Source organism: Microbacterium sp. BDGP8 (assembly GCF_029991045.1).
Taxonomy (GTDB): Bacteria; Actinomycetota; Actinomycetes; order Actinomycetales; family Microbacteriaceae; genus Microbacterium; species Microbacterium plantarum.
In genome coordinates this window covers 1-17,621 of record NZ_CP120714.1, presented here as the reverse complement: position 1 = coordinate 17,621, position 17,621 = coordinate 1, and the positions used below count along the sequence as shown (strand labels likewise).

Genomic DNA, 17,621 nt, shown 5'->3' with positions numbered 1-17,621 from the left:
GAGGTCGAGGTCGAGGTCACTCGGACAGCGACTGATGAGCGCGTGTCGTGAAGCCCAGTAGAGCCCGCTCCTTGTCGTTCGCGTCCGGCCACGCCTTCCCGGTGACGTCGACCGGCACGTACCGGTGAGTGGTGCCGTCCTCTCCGAGCTGAACGAACAGAATGAGCGTGCTCTTCACGACGGCATCGCTGCCGTCAAGGTCATCAGCTGCCTCTACCCACACGCGGCGAATGTGGGTGACGTTGATGAGGTCCGTGTTCCCGCTGTTGCGGCGGATCAGGGGTAGAAACATGCGGTTTCCTTTCTTGGCGGTCACCCCGGCAGCGGTGCGCCGGCGTTTTGCATGAACGGCTCGGGATTGATCGGCTTGCCGCTGTGGTGGATCTCAAAGTGGAGGTGGCACCCGAACGAGAACCCTGTCTCGCCCATCGTGCCGATCTGTGTTCCCGCGGCGATCTGATCGCCCTTGGCCACCCGCAGGCTGCCGTCTTCCATATGGAAGTAGCCGGACTCGATGCCGTTGCCGTGGTCGATCCACACGACGTTTCCGCGGTAGGGCTGCACGCCGGCGAAGGTCACGGTGCCGCTGCCAGCGGCCCAGATCGGGCTCCCGCATGACCCGGTGGCCAAGTCGGTCCCCTTGTGGCAGCTATCGCCCGGGCGGTTGATCTCGCACGAGCCGAATCGGTCGGTCATCTTCCCCCGGGCGGGAACGACCCACTCCCCCGTGCCTGCGCTGCACGCCGTGGTCAACGCCGTAACGATCGCTTTCGCGTCAGCCTCGAACGGGGCGTAGTGCTGGGGGTTGTCGTTGACCTGCACGGCGTGGATCGCGAGGGTCGCGGGCATCGTCTGCCACCCGTCCACGCTCGTCAGCCGGCCGTAGAACAGTGCGGCCGAGCGGGAGGGGTCCATTCGCTCCTGGACGGTGCCCCACGAATCCTGCTGCTGGAACAGTCCGATCGACGTCGTACGCGACCCGTCCGGGTTCGTCACCCCCGACGTCTCCCAGTCTCCATAGGTGACGTTCCGCAGTGACGACTCCCCCATCGCGGTCATCACCGCGAGGATCTGGCCGTGCTGGTCGATGCCGAGATCCATGCCGGCGCGGACGATCGCCGCGGCGTTGGTGAGCTGGTCACGCTTATAGCCGTTGACCTCGGCCGGCAGTGAGCCGGTGTCGGCCATACACATGTCGGCGGCATCGGCGCGCTGCACCGATGCGAGGATGAACGCCACCCCGAAGGTCAGGACGAACCCAACCACCGCGACGATCGCAACCAGCTTGATCTTCATGCGTCAGCCTGGCCGTCCCCTCGCGTCTCCTCGGCGGTTTCAGCCTGGCCGTCGCCTCGCATGCCCTCGTCGGTGTCGGTCAACCCGATCTCGATCGATGAGCGCACGTGCTGCACGTGCGTCTCGGGAACGCTGCCGTACTTGAAGACGAAGTGTCCGGGGGCAAGGTTCTGCAACGTCTCAGCGGTCGACGGGTCGAACCCGAACGTCTGCACCGCCCAGTTGGCATCTTCCTGGCGGTCCTGCCGGAAGATGTAGATGCTCTGGGCTTCGCTGATGACAGTGCGGCCGGGGGAATCGACGGGGATATCGGCGCCCTTGTGGAACACGAACACGTTGCTCAGGCCGAGGCCACGAGAGAGCTTCTGGTTCGACTTCAGCAGGTGCGCGGTGGGGCCTTGAACCATGTCCCACCCTTCCTCGTTGATGCAGGTCGTCTGCCAGCCCGGATCGGCACGAAGCCGGCCCAGCATCCACTGGTTGCCGATCGCGCGGACCACGTGCGAGGACGGACCCTCACCGGGGAGCTGAGAGATATCGAAGCTCGTCAGCTTGCCGGTCAGCGCCACCTCTTTGCTGGTGTCGCCGTCGAGCAGGCCGCCGTACTCCTCCAACAGCCCTTCGAGGGTGAACCGGACCCCAAGGCCGGCCTGATGCAGCCGGTCGCGTGCTTGCTCGCTGCCGTTCAGCTCCTCGGCATCGACGTCGCCCAGCAGCGGCAGCAGATCGCTCATGGTGGGTACGCGCCGCGCGTCCTCGAACTGCACGAGAGCCCGGGTGAGGGCCGAGCGTGCCGCCTTCTCCTCCCACTCGTCGATGCGCTCACCGTCACGAGCGATACGGAGGATCGCGTGCAGCAGCCGGTAGGTGCCGGCTGAGCCGATCTGGTTGACGATGAGCGGGTCGAGCAGGTTCAGCCGCGACCCGGAACCGTCCGTGGTGAACCGGATCGGTTCACCAGTCCCCCACTCACGCACCAGCTCCGCGTACTCGCCTTCGCCGCCGCGGTTCTTCTTGTCAAAGATCACCGCGCGCCGGCGCCGGATCAGCAGCGGCCGGATCACGTAAACCGTCTTCACGAACGACGATTTGCCTCCTCCGACACCGCCGGCGACCACGGTGTTCGGGGAGGAGATCAGGCGGGGGTTCGAGTTGTACGCGGTGATCGGATCATGGGCGATGAGGGTGTGCGAGAGCATGTCGCGACCGTTCGCGACGCCGGCGGTTCCCGTCACCGGGCCGATGAGCGCAGTGTTCAGCACGGAGGTCTGCCGGGTCGTCGAGGGGGCTCCCTCGAATACCGGCGCGTAGTACCCACGTCCCGCCTTTCGAGTGTTCGCACGCCGGTTACGCCCGGGCAGCTCATAGGGCGAGACCTCGCCGTGCGTCTCCTCGACGTCAGCGGGGATCTCCGCAACGGCAACGTCGGACTGCTTCTTGCTCCGCCGCGACCGGCGGGGCGTCGTGCTCTCGCTCACGCGATCGCCTCCTTGTCTCCCCCGCCCGCGATGACGCGCATAGCGCGTGCACCGAAGGTGGGTACGTGCGGGCGCAGCCCGCGCGCGATGGGCCAGGTCGTGCCGCTTGCTGCGGCCTGGTACGAGTCCAGCCACTCCAACCGCTGGATGCCGACTTCGTTGGCGCAGACCTCCGCGAGTTCCCGGCTCGCTGAGGCGAGACGGTCGCGGCTGTCGGTGGTGATGGTGATGAAACCGACCCAGTTCGCGCCGTGGTGTCCGCTGCCTTCCGCGAGGTCGCTGCGTCGACGCTGGGCGGCGAGGATCTTCACCTTGCCCTCGTCCAGCGGGATCTTCCCGTTCGATGTTTCGGAGATCTCCGCGGCCATGTCCGACACGAGGTCACGACGTGCGGCATGGCGGGCTTCCCCGGCGGGGATCAGCTCGACGTGGAAGCTGACGGTGCGGATCATGTCCAGCTCGCGGCCGACCAGCAGCTCGAGCAGCCACAGCGGGCGCCGCTGCGCGACGGTGAGCGATTCCGCGCGGATCACCGCGGTGCGGTGCCACCACTCAACGTGCTCGCCCGATTCCGGGTCGATGCCCTCTACGACGTGAGCGGAGTACTCCCCGCCCCGGGCTCGTTCTCCGGTGCTCGTGGGTTCCATGTCGCGCACCAGGTCGAGGGGCCGTGAGGGGTTCTGCATGTGGCGGATCACCGCCGCCGTTCCGCGGGCGGTGAGCGGTTCCGCCCATGAGTGGCGGGAGTCGAGCAGCCCGCGGCGGAACGACTCGATCTCGGCTGCCATGAGCTTGCGCCACCCGTCACGACCGGTGCCGTACTTGCGTGCCTGCTCGACGAACCGAGCGTTCACGGGCCAGCGGCCCACGACGTAGTGGCGCTGCACCATGGCTCCACGAGACGACTCGATCAGCACCTCTTCGTAGGACTTCTTCGCCCAATCGGGCGCGTCCTCGTCGATGTTGTTGAGCACCCAGAACTCCTGCAGCGCGGTGTCTGCCGGCAGAACCCGGGTGACCGACTGCATCATGCGCATCAGCGAGCCCGGAGCGGCCTTACTGGCCTGGAAGGCTCCGAACGCTTCGGCGCCGCGTACGACGTTCTCGGACGACTCCATGCCGCGCAGCTGGCCACTCACCGAGAACGCGACACTCAGGTAGGGCTCTTCCCCGGTCGGGCCGTGCCAGGCGATCCCGGGGACGCCACGGCCGGACTGCAACCAGCCCATACCGTCGCAGCCGTCCGGGTTGGCTCGCATCGCGTTCAGCTCACGCGCCCATTCGATGCGGCCGGCCCGGTCAGCCTTGTCCTTGGTCTTGTTCGTCTGCTCAAGCGCGGTGGTCAGCAGCGCCGCACGATCGGCGTCGTACGGGATGAACTCATCCGCGTGCGTGCGCTGGGCGAGCTGGTGCCGCCGCGAGCGGCGCCGACGTTCGATGATGCTCCCGTTATGGGTGCCGCTCGTGAGGATGACGAGGACCGTCACGCCCACCAAAGCGGAGACGATCGCGACCCACCCGAGGGCCGGCGTGAAGACCATGCCGACACCGATAATCGCCACCGTGCCCCATCCCCGGGACTTGCTCTGAGTGCCCCAGAATCCGCGGTGGCGGCCCTCGCCGCCGAGGATGTAGATGCCGCGCTCGGACTCGTACTGTGACTCGCTCACTGCGGGCGCTCCTTACCTTGAACGGGCGGGGGTGTGACGGATTCGTGTGCTGTCTCGCTTGCCTTCCTCGCGACGGTCTGCGCACCCTTCGCGGCCACGGCGGTCCCCGCGTTAAATGCCGTCGACGCCTTGGTGCCCGCACTTGCCAGGGCGGGCGTGCCGGCGCCGGTGGGCTGCTTCGCGCGTACCTTCCCCGCGTTCTGGGCGCCGAGCTTGGGGGCAATGGAGCCCGCAGCGTCGCTCGGCCGCGCAGATGTGCGAACGGTCTGACGCGTGGGCGCTGCGGGCGCCTCACGGCTGGGAGCGCGGTGCGACCGGCCGGGCGACGTCGGCCCGATCGGTGTCGTCGGCGTCGAATCCGACGTCGGCGCCGCGGCAATGCTCTTCCGAGCCCACGTGATCAGCACGAACGGCAGGAAGACGGCCAGCACGATCGCCATGACGGCGATGATGACGCGGGCGAGGTTCTTGAACCCGTCGTTACCCCATGCGGCCACCGAGTCGATCGGCAACCGGAACGCGAATCCGAGTGCGAGGAAGAGCAGAGGCTGCACAAGGAGCATCCCGACCCACAGGCCAACGGCTCGCGACGCGGCAGCACGGCGACGCGGGTCGACCATCCATGCAATAGCGATGGGGATGAGCGCGCCGGTGAAGTACTGGACGACGAGCTGGAAGATGAAGATGAACGGGATGATGAGCATGCCCAGCGTCATCGCCCAGATGACGATCATGCCCACGACGGCCGCGCCGGTCATCTTCGCGGGGTCATCCGGGGCGATGGTCGAGAACGTCTCAACCATCTGCTCGATCGATCCGCCATAGGCCCAATCGATGATGCTGCGGGTCAGCAGTCGCAGCAGCTCGATGATCGACAGCCCAATGAGAGGGCCGAACATCGCGCCCATGATGAAACCGGGGAAGTACAGCCCGATCGCCTCGAAAAGCTCCTGCCCGCTCTGGTCGCCCTTCGCGACGCGCACGAACTGCGGGAACAGCAACAGAACGGCGAGCATCAACGCGAGCGCGAACGACACGGCGTAGGTGCTTAGGAACGACTGCAACGTGAGATCCGGGAGAGTCGACTCGGTGATCGCCGGAATGACGTCCCGGCTGAGGCTGATCGTCGCGTCGCGGCCCGACTTGTACATGTTCCCGAACGGATCGGACCAGAAGTTGACGACCCCGCCCACGGCGTCGACAGCACCGGACACACCGTCGGTGAAGTCACCCCAAAGGTCGATGCGGTGCATCAGCAGCCCTCCGGGATGACCGTTCCTGTGGTGCGAAGTGTGTTCGCATCGTCCTTGAACTCACCGTCTTCGATCGCCCACCCGTTATCGGTCCAAACGACGCCATAGGAAGGCATGAAGTTGAGCGTCGGATCGATCGCCCCCTGAAGCACCAGCGGCAGCATCAGCGTGAGATCCACTCGCTGATCCGTGAAGCTGTCCACCCGGTAGTAGCCGTTCAGGCTGGTGAGGTAGAACTGCGACGCATCGACCTTCTCGGCAGATGCAGCCGACTGCGCGAGGTTCGGCGCGACAGACGCCACACCGTCGATGAGCGCAACCTCTTCGGCGGGTACGACCGGCTTCTGCCCGATCCACCGCGTAAACGCGATCGCGAACGAGACGGCGCCTTCGGGGGTTTGCGGTGCCGCGGCCTGCGCGTCGAGCACGGCCTGCGGTCCACGGGAGTCGCCTCCGAGGCAGCCGTCGACGCCCGCCACGGCAGGGGGGGAGGTCGTGGCGGACGTCGACGGGGTTTGTGGGGTTGTGGGCTGAGCGGGCGGCTCGGGCGCCGCGGTGTTGTCCCCGCGGCTGCCGAGGAATACGCCGAGCCCGATGCCGCCGGCGACGAGAATCGCGGCGGCCGCGATGACCGCGACCCATACCCAGCGGCGGCGCGGTGCTGTCGTCGGCGTGCTCATGGTCAGGCGAAGATCGCGATGATGGCGCCAACAACGACGGCGAGGGCGACCAAGACGCCGAGGGAGATGCTGGCCCACAGCACCTGCTTTTTGCCCTCTGCGACGGCGGCGGGGTTGCTCTCGCCGTTCTGGCCAACCTTCACGATCGCTTGGATGAGGAAAACGATGCTGATGACGATTGCGATCGCCCAGACACCGGCGAGGATCTTCTGCCACAGCTCAGTGAACTGCGCTCCAAAGATCGTGAAGTCGGGGATGATCCCGTCAAGCGGATTCTGCATGTCACTGCGCCTTTCGTAGTTCGGTGTTGAGTTGCTCGACCACGCCGGCTGTCAGTCGGGTGATTGCGTCCTTCGTGGCAGGCGCGAGCTGGCCGTAGACGAGCGTCGTGCGCTCAGCGATGTGGTGATCCATCGGCAGGTGGTAGACCGCTCGGATGCCGGCCTTCTCGATCAGCTCGTCTGCGTAAGCGCTGACCTCGGCATCCTCGGGCCGGCCGTCGTGGGTACGGACGACGATCGCGTTTCGTGCCAGATGCGCGGCGTGGCCGCCGCCCTGGTGGAGGTGCCGGAGGAGCTGCATAGCGCCTTGCAGGGCGTCGAGAGCATCCAGCACGGGGATCACGAGAACGTCGGTGACATCGAGTGCCCCGTGGAACGCGCTCGAGCTGGGCTGGTTACCGGTGTCCATGACGCGGACGGGGAAGAACTCGTCGATCTTGCTCGTGATCCGCTTGACGTCCTCGCCGCTCAGGGGCTCCCGGTCGCCCACGGTGCCGATCACGGATGCGTAGCTGGTTTGCTGCGAGACATAGCCGGCGAGGTGGCCGGCGCCGCGGATCTGGTCGAGGTCGCGCAGCAGCTCGGCAACGCCGACGTTCGCGCGACCTTCGGAACGCACCGACAGGGCGCCGGGGTCGTCTGCGACCTCGACAACAACTGTCCCTCCCCCACGGGTGGTAGCAAAGCAGCCACCGATCGCGAGCGAGAGGGGTGTCTTCCCGACGCCGCCTTTGGGATTGGCAACGAGAATCCCGACGCTGCGCTGCCAGCGCGACAGTCGGATGAGCGATCGAGCGCTACCCAGCTCGGCCGCGGCCAGTTCCGCGGGGCCCTGCTTCACCTTGAAACCCAGGTTTCGTGCGACGGCCCGCCAGCCAAGCGACGGCGCCTCTGCGGCACGTTCGCGACGGTTAATTCGGAGATCTACCGACGGGACGCCGCCGGCAGCCTCCGGCGCGCCCTGCGCTTCATCCGGCAGGGGCACGTCGTCGATCACCGCCGGAGGCTCGGCCGGTGCAACATCGTTGCGAAACCGGTCGAGCAGATCGTCCGTCGGTGAAGCTTGCGCTTTATGCGTCTTGTCCCCCATTTGGGGGACAGATTCACCCGCTCGCGGCGATGACGGCAGCTCGACCGACTCGACGTAGCCCTCGGCGCGTGACGCGCCTCCGAAGCTTGTATTTTCGACCTTTTCAGTCACTTCGCACCCCCTGCGTGCACCATGCTAACGACGGGCGATGACATGCTCCCCGCGGGAGGCGATAACTCGCCCTCGAATCAACGGTAACGCGTTACCCGAGATGTTGGATGAGAGTGCTTTAACAATCTGGGTCATGCCACTACTGGCACAATGAAGCCATGCCGATTCGCACCCCGATACCCGACCTGACGGGGGAACCGCTGAACGCGCATCGGGTCATTCAGAACGAATCGCGCCTGATCTGCCTGCGGTACCTCCTCAGCGTCGAGTCCGCATCCCGCGCCGAGATCACACAGGCCACCGGCCTTGCGGTGACGACGACTGTCGAAGCCCTCACAGAGCTTGAAGAGCGCGGCTACGTGACAGACCCGAACATGCCCGCGCATTCTCGTGCCGGCAGGCGTCCGCAGTACAAGGCGAATCGGGAACGAGTCACGACCGAACTTCTCGCGTTCGTGAGCTGGGTTCTCAGGTAGTCACGCCCGCCGACATGGCACTCGGGGTTGACACGTACGTGTCAACCCCGAGTAGCGTCCGCACTGTCAGCTAACTGGCTGTTCCGTACTGAAAGGTGGAAGCAGCCCAGCCAAGGATGATCCACGTCAGGGCGGGGGCGATAACGCTCACGGAAGCCAGACCCCACAGCAGGCGGTCGCGTGTCCGGTGTGCAATGTAGCCCGCCCACACAGCAAGCAAGATGCAGACGGCGGTGGCACCAACTGTCAGGAATGTGACTGTCCAGCTCGAGTGAATCGTGGCTGTAGTGCCGTCTGCGAGCAGCCAGGTGCACTGCCGCCCGATGGGCCACGCGGAGGCCTCGGCGTACGTCAGCGCCTGCTCTGTCAAGGCAACGTTGGCAGGGGGCGCAAGTTGACATTGCGCCTCTGCGCTGACCCTCGTTTCCAGGTACTGCGCAGCAAGTCCGACTACGAGAAACGATCCCGCCACAAAGAAAACGGCCGTGAGGGCGGCTCTGAGCCGCCCGTGCCCTTTGTTTCTCATAGTCGGACCTCCGCTAAGAAAGTACTGGAGTCAGCACGGGTACTTGCTGGGGGGAATCTCTCCGTAGCCCCCAGAGTTCCAGCACACAGTCGGTGCCGTCCAGTTTCGCCACGAGGCGAGCGTGCCGCGCGACTGGTATCCGGTCTGCGTGAGCCCCATGCAGTCGGTGTTGGACAGCCAGGGCTGAAGAAGGCAGCCTGTGGAGTTGACGGGCTGGATGTTCCCCGAGATCCGTCCGATGTTGTCGAGTCCACGGGGCGCGGTGACGAGGATGAGCATCTCTTGCATCCCGTTCGGCCACGCGCCGAGAGTTTGCGGGCTCCGGATGCCGATGCCAATCGAGTTGCGGTTGCACTCGTCGAAGAGATCGTTGTAGTCGGCGTATGCGCCGAGACGCGAGGGCAGCGGGTTCAAGCCGAAGCCCGAGTCGTACATCACCGACCAGTTCCACCCGTAGTTCTTCGCGAACGGTCGATCTTTGTAGTTGGCCGCAGCGACCGAGCAGTTAGGACGTTGGTTGACCTGGTAAGCCGACGCATCTGTGTACACGTTCACCTCGGCTTCCCATCCGTCCTCGCCGTTCATGACATCTGTGGAAGCTTGACCCGGGTACCAGTTCAAGTACTGATCGAACAGAACAGTGCTGCTGGTGGGTCTTGTGATCTGGACGTCGACCGAGGTGGGCTCCCAACGCGTGGCCGCCCGGGCGGCGCCCCTCGCCTGCTGGTCCACGCCTGCCATATCGATTCCTGCTCGCTCCCGACGAGATTCGAACAGCTGCTCGATGCGTGCCGGATCGGCAGCCGGGGCAACGTAACTCGAGGAACGAGCTGTAGAGCTGAGAGGCGGACTCACGGTGAGCCCCTTAGACATGTAGAGGCTTTTCGCTTGCTCCGTCGGCATCTCTACAACAACGTGAGATATCTCTGGCTGCGTCCCATAGAGATCGTTGAACTCCGCGAGATACGTCTCCACGTCCACGCCAGAGCTCGGGGAGTACTCACCGACCACCACATCGTTCTCGAACCGGAACGCCGAAACGGGGTAGCCGAGAGCCTCCTCCATGCTCACAACATCCTGAAGACGCTGATGAGAAGTGAGGGGCACGTCGACCCGGGCAGTGGCGGGAGCAGAGACAGCGGTGGGCGGGCTCCCTGTAGCCTCGCCCCCCGGTTCGGCGGCATAGCTCGGGGCGGTCGCTACGAGAGCCAAAACCGCTGCGGTTGCTCCAGTTGCCATGAGTCGGGACTTCTTCATCGATCGCTCCGCATCTTCTTTCACGCTGGGGTGAGGTTGGGATCGGTGCACGGTCATACGAGATGACATGCAGCCGTCGAGACACATACTCCTTGTGCCCCATGCCGCACGCGTTACGTCGCAAGCCGCCCCACGCCATTCAAGGCGGCTCTCAACGCGAGACCTGTCGCTGTGTGGCCGCGCCACCGGGCTGATCAGGCCGCCCAATTTTTCCGATGGATCTCATCCATATGGATGATGGTCAGCTGGGCGCTGCGGCTATTGGCTCCAGAGCGCGAGGATCGCTTCTTCGATGAGGACGCGCTTTGACGCCTTGCTTCCGCGCCTTGCCTTCTCGCGCGCGACTGCGGCATCGAGCACGGCCGCGACGTCGGGGCTGATGCGCGTCGCGAGCTGCACGGTCACTTCCGAACCCCCAGCCACGGGGGCCGGCGCGGGCGATGCCGCGAACCGCGTGTTCGTCGTCGGAGCAGGCGACGGGGCTGCCGCGGGCGCCTCGGCGCCCTTGCCCTCGACAGGGCTTTTGGACACGGTTGCCGGCGCCGGCGTCGGTGCGGGGCTGGGTTTGTAATCGATCGGGTCAACCCCGGCGTCGGGAGCGGGACGTGGGCGGGAACGGGCGGGCCGGTCGGGCTGGTTCGCGGTCATCGGATCACCTTTCGCATCACTTCGCTGTATGCCTCTCGCACCGGCGTTCCCTTGCGGTACGCGCCGTACCACTCCCCCGCCATGCGGACCTCGGGAACGATCGCCAGGTGCGGGACGATCGGCTCGATAATCGGCGCGAGCTCGCGCACCTGGTCGATCGCGTCCTGTTCGGCGTAGGACAAGAAGCCCGTGCCGTCGCGGGTCATCGTGACTCCGGCTTCTTCGATCCCGGTTGCCGCTCCCAGGCGCGCCATGCTGCGCCTGAACGCCTCCACGGTGCGCTTCGCACCGGTCACCCCATCGATGCCCGAATCGGACGCCGTAGCGGCGTACAGCACCCGATCCGAGGCGTGCAGAGCAGACAGCGTCAGAGGACCGCCCTGACGGTTCGCGCAGTCGATCACCACAACGTCGGCGTCGAGGTCGACCAGCGACGCCTTGAGCCGCAGCTCGGCGTAGTCGTCGCGCTCGCTCTCGCGGTTGCTGAGGTCACGAGCGGAGGGGATCACGCGCAACAGCTCATGCCAACGGCTCGGCACGGCGAGATCCTGCGCCCAACCAGTGGGCTCTTCCTTGGCCCCGAGGATCGCGCCAACGTGCAGCCCCTCCCCCACCGGCTCAGTGCGCGTCCACTTCGTCGATGCCGCACGTGGGTCGAGGTCGATAAGCACCGTGCGATGCCCGGCTTCGGCCGAGGTCATCGCCACCGATACCGCCGCGGTCGTCTTACTGACTCCGCCCGCCTCGCTGTAGACCATCACGATTTGCATGCTTCCATCCTACCTTCTAGCTAACGTTCCAGCTAGCTTTCTTTCTGCCTATCTGACTAGCTAGCTTTCTAGAAAGACAGCTAGCTACCGCCCTGTCTCAGACGGTTCGTCTGAGACGCTTACGACGCGAGTTCGCTGGTCCGCACGGGCGCAGCCTTGCCGAGCTGGTCGATGCGTTGGCGGCTGATGCCGAGCGCTGCCGCCGCGGCCTCTGCGGGGTAGCCCTGAGCGCGGAGGGCTCGAACGGCGTCACGGCGGAGCATGGCTGCGCGGGTCTGCTGTTCGCGGGCGGCTTCTTCGGCGGCGGTGCTGTCTTTCCAGAGCTGGGCGACGTCTTCGGGGATCACGACGTCGACATCGACGGTTACCGCGTCGTCATCGAGCCACGCCGCTGCGAGTTCGTGAGCCGCCTTGTCGATGCCTCGGAAGGTCGTCGCGGTGCCGGTCGCGATGATCGTGCCGCCGGCGGGGGAGGGACTGGTGAGTTCGGGGATCTCGATCGTCCACCATCCGTCTTCGTCTCGGTACGCGCGAGCTGCAAGCTGTCGGGTCATCTGTCGGCTCCTTTCAGTTCCAGTTGGCCGGGGTGTCGTCGAATGCGTTCTGAATCTGTCGCACGATGCCCGCGGACACCTCGCCGCCGTGAGCGGCGATCACCAGCGTCATGGCGCCGTCTGACGATTTCCACGTCTCGTGACTGCCTTTGGTTCGCACGTGCTCCCAGCCCTTTGAGCGCAGGAACTTCGCTACGTCCCGGTGCTTCTGTCGCTTGGTCATAAGACTATGCTAGTCCCCCTAGCACTGCAATGCAAGGGGGACTAGCTATTTTCTTCGGATTCGAACGCGGTGCCGCAGATGCCGCAGATGATGGGGCCTGCCTCGATGACGCTGAGAGAGGCGCGGATCTTCCGCCCGCATCCGCAGACGACGGCGGCGCCGTTGTTGTTGCTCTTCCGTCCTCCGCCGGTGGCGATCGCTTCGGCGCGGCGGTGAGCGGTGATCGCGGTGTGCAGCGTCGCGATCGTCTCGGCGTACTCGGCTTCGGTGTGACGGGGGAGTGTCGTCACGCTCCACCCGATGCTCTGATCGTGCTCGATGGTGAGCCCGAGGCCTTCGGCAATGCTCTTGAATCGCTGGTTGTGGTAGCGGCCCTGACGGCTGGTGTCCTGGATGCCGCGGGACTGTGCGGCCGCGTGTGCGGCCTCGTGCAGCAGCGTCGCGAGGACGGACGCGGCGCCCCCGGCCAGGCCCTCACCGCCGACGAACAGCTCGTGCAGCTCGTCCTCTCCGCGCACCCATCGCGCTGCGGCGAAGTGTCCGAGCTTCATCCCCTTTGCCTCGCTCCCGCTGCCGATCGTGACGACGACCTCGGGAACCTCGGGGTGACGCTTGCGGATATCGGCCCACGCCTGCTCGATTGCGGCGACCAGGGGAGCGGCGACGGTGGCGCTCATGCGTTCACCGCCTCGGGGTCGATCTCTGCGATGAGGTCGGGACGGAACCCGGACCATGCCGAAGTGCCGGGGACTTTCACCACGGGGAGGCGGGTGAACCCGAGGGCTCGCAGCTCCTCGGCCGCGCCCTCGCGCAGCTCGTCGACGTCAACGATCCGGTAGTCGACGCCGTGACCGTCGAGGGCCCGATATGTGGCGTTGCACTGCACGCATCCCTCACGGCTGAACACCGTGACCCGGCCTGTGGTTGTTGCGCCCATGATCTTCTCTCCTCCCCTTCACGTTTTTTTGCCGTGAAGGCGACTTGTCGCCGCTAGGGAGGACGGCCTGAGCGCAAGCAGCGGAGGAGAGAATTTCGGCGCGAAATAAGGGAGCGCAGCGACCGCGTGCCGAAAATCTCGGGGGAGTCGCTTGCGCTCAGGCTGGCCGACCGTATGCTGCCGAAGGCTTCACGGCAGAAAAAGGTGCGCCCGGAGGGCGCTGGGCTGCGGCCGCATCGCGGCCGTCGTCTACGGGCGAAGCCCGCCCAGCGCCCCGGGCGCTGGCTCAGGTTTGCGAGCCGCCGGTTTCTGCCGGCGCATCTTCGGCTGGCACATCTTCGGCCGGGGCCGCGGGCTCCGGCTCACTCGCTGCCGGCGCCGCCTGAGCGCCGGCAGGGATCGTGGGGGAGGGGAGCGCCCGGAACGGTGCGATCGCGCCGCCCTGGACGATCCAGAACTGCCCTACGGCCGCGCGGCGTACGTCATCGGGTGGGATGACGTAGGTGTGTTGAGCTCGCGCCGATCGCAGCTCCTCACCGGTCGCCGCGCCCGACGATTCGAGCCGCATCGCCGTACCGGCGAAGGTCACAATGTCCTCGGGGTCTTTTGAGCGACCCACGATCAGCGCGGCACCGCTTGCGAGCGCGCGACGTCGCCGTGTCTCGTCCTGCGAGACGCCGGCGACGGACTGGGCGGCAAGCCACAGCCCGAGGCCTGCCGACCGGGCAGTTTCGAACATCGATGCGGCGATGTCGCCGGGGTCGCTGTCGTCAGTGACGAGCTGGGCGAACTCGTCGACGAAGACCACCGCGGGTGTCTTGTCTCTGCGGGCGAGCCTTGCGCTCATGTAACGGCGGAGGTCGACGAGCATCAGGTCGCCCACGGTGGCCTGGGCTCGGTCGGAGGGGGCGAGGGGAACGATGGTGAGATCCGCGGTGCGGTTCTCGAAGCTCCACCCCGACGCCGCCAGGTGCGGCTCCAGCGGGCCGAGGGCCAGCAGCAGCCGGTCCCGCACCCGGAACACGCGGGGCGTGCCCTGCTTGTCGACGGGTGCGGTGAGCATCGCGAACTGAACCCCGTCGCGCACGTCCTCGGGCGTGATGCTGCTGAGCCGGGTGAACAGGTCGCGCATGCCCGTGAGCGGGCGGAGGCTCTGAATCGCGTTAAGCACCGATTCCACCTCGTCGTTGTAGAACTGGCCATCGCCCGAGGACTGAGGAAGGGTGCGCATCAGCTTCGTGGTGATCTCGGCCGCGGTCCCGGTGAACAGATTCCACGGTTCACCGACGAGCACGGAGTGCCCACGAGACGCCGCGACGGCGGCGAGCTTCTCGGCATCGTCCGGGTCGCCCTTCGCATCGATGAAGAACACCGGCCACCCCACCTCGAGCACGGCCAGGATCGCATCGTGCAGCAGCACGGACTTACCCGAACCGCTCTCCGCGAACAGCAGCACCCGCTGAGCGCCGGCACTCTCAGGCAGCACCACGTAGCGACCGGCGGGGTCGGTCCAGTCGGGAACGCGGCGGGTGTCCTGCATCCGGTCACCGAAGGTGCGGATGGTGGGGCGTTCGATCATCCCGATGCCCTGCAAGGTCACCTTCTCCCGGCCACCGCCGTTGCGCGGTCGCGTCGACGGCACGGGATGCGGGGCGACGATCGTGGTCCCACCGGGCAGCGCCGTCAGCGCTCCCGTGTGTGAGTCCAGCCTCAGACCGAGCTTGCGGGCGGTGACGATATCGGCCGCCCGCTTGCGGGCGCTCTCGATGTGCTCCTGGGTGAGCACATCGGGGATCTTGCGTGCACGCACCAGCTCCGCGAGCTGGCGACGGCGCCAGGCCCACGCGACCGGCAGCAGCAGCGCGCCCAGCAGCAGGTTCACCAGCAGGATCGGCCACCACTGCCCGAGCAGGGCAGCCGGCCATCCCTCGGTCTGCACGAAGGCGCGAGCGTCGCCGCTGACGATCCAGCCCGTCAGGGCGATTCCTTCCCACGTCAAAGCGGCTGCGACGATCACGATCGCCGCAGCGTTCACCCACGGGTGCCAGCGGTGAGTGACCCAGAACCAATGACGCTTAGCTACCCGGTTACCCGTTACCGCAACAGCGAGGAGAGGCACGGCGAGGGGAAGGAAGACCAACACCAGAACGGCCCCCAGGCCGATCTTGATAATGGCGAACAGCGCCTCGGTCAGCGCGTCTGTGGACTGCGGTTGTTGGGCATTCTGCTGGCTCATCAGTCGCGACCTCCCCATACCGGCAGGGTCGGCGCCGGCAGTGCCGGCGGCGCCTCTGCGGCTTCGTCCTCGATGCCCCGACCGAGGGGCGGGGCGGTGTTCGACGATGCCCAGAGGGCATCGAGATCTTCCATGATGTGGCCCCGCTCGTCGAGCGCGGCCACGGTTACCAGGCGGTCGCGGACCGCCGGGTGAACCCACTTGTCCGCCTCCCGGGAGACGGCCCGCATCGCTGCTGACGTGCCGACGTACACGACCCGCTCGACACCCTCAGTGAGCCACCGCGTATGACCGAGAAGGATGCTCTGGTACCGCGCCAGCGTCTTCGCTGTCAGCTCCACTTCGACCCGTTCGACGCGCTCCCCGCGGCGGGCAATTCCGTCCGCCGCGTGTTCCCTCGTCGATGCTGGTTGGCGGTCCCGGCTCCACGCATAGCCGGCAGCCATGAAGCGTGCCGAGATCGCGGCCACCGCGACCTCGTGACGGGTCGTCGCACGGAACAGGTTCGGTGCAGCTCGACCCGACATCGCGTGAGAGAGCCAGACGACCGAACCATCGCGAAAGATCGGCCGAGCCTTCTCGATCACGCCGGCCTCGACGCCGCGCGCGATCCACTGCTGAGCCCGCCGCGCAGTCACCGGCTCGCTCCGTCCATCAGCAGCAGCCAGAGCCCACCGCAGCGCTTCCGCATCTGCCAGCCGCACCTCTCGCAGCCACTCGAACAGCCGCTCATCCCGAGCCGTTATCTGCACCGCACACCCACCTTCACCACCACACAATCCCTTCCATCTTTGGAACTGCCCTTGTCCTGCCGTCCCCGCCAGAACTTGCCAACCACCGTCCCGAACAGAGTATCTGCTGAGGGCCGGTGGTTGGCAAGCGCAAAGCGCGGCGGGGACGGCAGGACAAGGGCAAACGAACCAATTCGGTTCGTTTGCCTATTCGCGCTGAGTGAATACTCAGACGAATAGGCGTGTGGTTCTCGTTCGCTTCGGGAACTGCTGACGCATCGCCGCGATCACGGCGTCGATCGCGGCCGCCTCAGCAGCGATCTGCTGGCGGCGCGCCTGCTCCGCGGCAGCTCGTTCCTGAGCGGCCGCGATCCGCTGCTGACGCTCCCGAGCGACCTGCTCAAACGGGGCCAGCTCGTCCGAGGAGATAGCTCTATTCACGAGCCAGGCAAAGTACCCCAGCGGGTTCCGCTGGGCGCCTCTCGGAGCCACTTGCAGCCCCGCCGAGCGGCTGTGCCGCTCGATTTGATCGACGATCTGCTGCGCGGTCCAGCCTCGCTCGATCAGCTCCAACCGATCGACGAGACGGCACAGCCGGCCGATGTGCTGCTGCTCTCCGAGCCACGGCATCCGCTGCACGAGACGAGCCGCGAGCTGCTGCACTGCCAAGCTCCGAGGCGCCGCCTCGGTCGTCCTTCTCGTCATTGCTGGGCGCCGCGGAGCGGTGCCTTTCCTAGCGCGCATTATGCGCGTTGGTGATGATTCAGGAAGGTGACTTACCTGCTCTCCTGACGGAGAGACAGGTAGGTGGACATTCTCCACAGATTCGGGTTTCACCGGCCTCGACGCCGAGCGCGAAGACGGGGGAGTGGAGGGCATCACCAGCGCCCGCGTCGACGCGGCGCGCACTTGGTCGCCACCATGAGCGCGCCGGGCCTGCTCACGCTCCTCGTTCGTCAGATACCGGCCTCCCACAACCGTCACCGCGAGCCCCATCGCCTCCAGCAGCAGCCGCGCCCTCTGCACCGTCTTGGCGCTCATACCCAGCCGCTCTGCGACCGTCTCGTGAGCCGTCGCGACGTCCCGGCCCGTCGACCGATCAGCCGACATGCGATCGTCGTACGCCACCCGCAGCAGCGTGCCCGCAGCCACCCGAGCGGCACGCCGCAGCGCCTCCCCCTCGGGCGTGGCCAGAGCGTCCATCACGGCGTCAAACCACGCGTTACCCGATACCCAAGCCCGCAGCGGCCCGTATGCCCCTGTGGGCGCCGGCAGCGCCCACGACGAGCGGGGCGAGTGCGACTCGCCAACGTCAGGTGCGTCAGTACTTGCAAAAGGGGCAGCAACGGCTACCATGTGAACCATCCGTTCGGTACTCCCGTCCGGGTACGCCAAGGGCCTGCC

19 protein-coding genes are annotated in these 17,621 nt (G+C 66.4%); 1 reads left to right on the top strand and 18 read right to left on the bottom strand.

All coding sequences use genetic code 11. The features are described from left to right. Positions 1-16: 16 nt before the first annotated feature. The 8 genes from P6897_RS16285 to P6897_RS16250 are packed head-to-tail and all read right to left on the bottom strand — an operon-like array spanning position 17 to position 7,859. Positions 17-316, bottom strand: a complete 300-nt coding sequence (locus P6897_RS16285; RefSeq protein ID WP_269268741.1) for a hypothetical protein — start codon at positions 314-316, stop codon at positions 17-19. Beyond that, a complete protein-coding gene (locus tag P6897_RS16280; RefSeq protein ID WP_269268740.1) occupies positions 313-1,296 on the bottom strand; it encodes a M23 family metallopeptidase in 984 nt (327 codons plus the stop codon). Before P6897_RS16280 ends, P6897_RS16285 begins: the two co-directional genes overlap by 4 nt. After that, positions 1,293-2,774, bottom strand: a complete 1,482-nt coding sequence (locus tag P6897_RS16275) for an ATP/GTP-binding protein (protein WP_269268739.1) — start codon at positions 2,772-2,774, stop codon at positions 1,293-1,295. The genes P6897_RS16280 and P6897_RS16275 overlap by 4 nt, the downstream gene beginning before the upstream one ends. Then, positions 2,771-4,444 (bottom strand): SCO6880 family protein, encoded by a 1,674-nt coding sequence (locus tag P6897_RS16270; RefSeq protein WP_269268738.1) that lies wholly within the window; start codon positions 4,442-4,444, stop codon positions 2,771-2,773. Before P6897_RS16270 ends, P6897_RS16275 begins: the two co-directional genes overlap by 4 nt. Continuing rightward, positions 4,441-5,697 carry a hypothetical protein gene (locus P6897_RS16265; RefSeq protein WP_269268737.1) on the bottom strand — a complete coding sequence of 419 codons (1,257 nt, stop codon included), beginning with the start codon at positions 5,695-5,697 and terminating at the stop codon, positions 4,441-4,443. The genes P6897_RS16270 and P6897_RS16265 overlap by 4 nt, the downstream gene beginning before the upstream one ends. Further along, positions 5,697-6,377, bottom strand: a complete 681-nt coding sequence (locus P6897_RS16260; RefSeq protein WP_269268736.1) for a hypothetical protein — start codon at positions 6,375-6,377, stop codon at positions 5,697-5,699. The genes P6897_RS16265 and P6897_RS16260 overlap by 1 nt, the downstream gene beginning before the upstream one ends. 2 nt (positions 6,378-6,379) lie before the next feature. Then, complete coding sequence (locus P6897_RS16255; RefSeq protein ID WP_269268735.1) at positions 6,380-6,658, bottom strand: hypothetical protein; 279 nt, start codon at positions 6,656-6,658, stop codon at positions 6,380-6,382. A gap of 1 nt (position 6,659) precedes the next feature. Then, entirely contained in the window at positions 6,660-7,859 is a 1,200-nt protein-coding gene (locus P6897_RS16250) for a hypothetical protein (protein WP_282502689.1), read from the bottom strand. 158 nt (positions 7,860-8,017) lie between these two features. Here P6897_RS16250 and P6897_RS16245 point away from each other — a divergent pair, with 158 nt between their 5' ends. Then, positions 8,018-8,335, top strand: coding sequence for a hypothetical protein (locus P6897_RS16245; protein WP_269268733.1), 318 nt, complete (start codon positions 8,018-8,020; stop codon positions 8,333-8,335). Positions 8,336-8,891: 556 nt separating this feature from the next. Here the strand turns inward: P6897_RS16245 and P6897_RS16240 are convergent. The 10 genes from P6897_RS16240 to P6897_RS16195 form a co-directional block, all read right to left on the bottom strand. Then, on the bottom strand, positions 8,892-10,118 hold the full coding sequence (locus P6897_RS16240) for a hypothetical protein (RefSeq protein WP_282502688.1): 1,227 nt from the start codon (positions 10,116-10,118) through the stop codon (positions 8,892-8,894). A gap of 258 nt (positions 10,119-10,376) precedes the next feature. Continuing rightward, positions 10,377-10,766, bottom strand: a complete 390-nt coding sequence (locus P6897_RS16235) for a hypothetical protein (protein ID WP_269268792.1) — start codon at positions 10,764-10,766, stop codon at positions 10,377-10,379. Beyond that, positions 10,763-11,524 carry a ParA family protein gene (locus tag P6897_RS16230; RefSeq protein WP_282502687.1) on the bottom strand — a complete coding sequence of 254 codons (762 nt, stop codon included), beginning with the start codon at positions 11,522-11,524 and terminating at the stop codon, positions 10,763-10,765. The genes P6897_RS16235 and P6897_RS16230 overlap by 4 nt, the downstream gene beginning before the upstream one ends. A 131-nt stretch (positions 11,525-11,655) precedes the next feature. Further along, positions 11,656-12,090 (bottom strand): hypothetical protein, encoded by a 435-nt coding sequence (locus P6897_RS16225; protein ID WP_269268790.1) that lies wholly within the window; start codon positions 12,088-12,090, stop codon positions 11,656-11,658. Positions 12,091-12,103: 13 nt separating this feature from the next. Continuing rightward, complete coding sequence (locus tag P6897_RS16220) at positions 12,104-12,313, bottom strand: type II toxin-antitoxin system HicA family toxin (RefSeq protein WP_269268789.1); 210 nt, start codon at positions 12,311-12,313, stop codon at positions 12,104-12,106. Positions 12,314-12,354: 41 nt separating this feature from the next. Further along, complete coding sequence (locus P6897_RS16215) at positions 12,355-12,990, bottom strand: hypothetical protein (RefSeq protein WP_269268788.1); 636 nt, start codon at positions 12,988-12,990, stop codon at positions 12,355-12,357. After that, positions 12,987-13,250: a glutaredoxin domain-containing protein gene (locus P6897_RS16210; protein WP_269268787.1), complete on the bottom strand. Its 264-nt coding sequence runs from the start codon at positions 13,248-13,250 to the stop codon at positions 12,987-12,989. Before P6897_RS16210 ends, P6897_RS16215 begins: the two co-directional genes overlap by 4 nt. A gap of 286 nt (positions 13,251-13,536) precedes the next feature. Next, positions 13,537-15,486: a hypothetical protein gene (locus P6897_RS16205; RefSeq protein ID WP_269268786.1), complete on the bottom strand. Its 1,950-nt coding sequence runs from the start codon at positions 15,484-15,486 to the stop codon at positions 13,537-13,539. Then, positions 15,486-15,956, bottom strand: a complete 471-nt coding sequence (locus P6897_RS16200; RefSeq protein WP_282502685.1) for a hypothetical protein — start codon at positions 15,954-15,956, stop codon at positions 15,486-15,488. Before P6897_RS16200 ends, P6897_RS16205 begins: the two co-directional genes overlap by 1 nt. A 489-nt stretch (positions 15,957-16,445) precedes the next feature. Beyond that, positions 16,446-16,880, bottom strand: a complete 435-nt coding sequence (locus P6897_RS16195) for a hypothetical protein (protein WP_269268784.1) — start codon at positions 16,878-16,880, stop codon at positions 16,446-16,448. Between the last annotated feature and the right edge of the window lie 741 nt (positions 16,881-17,621).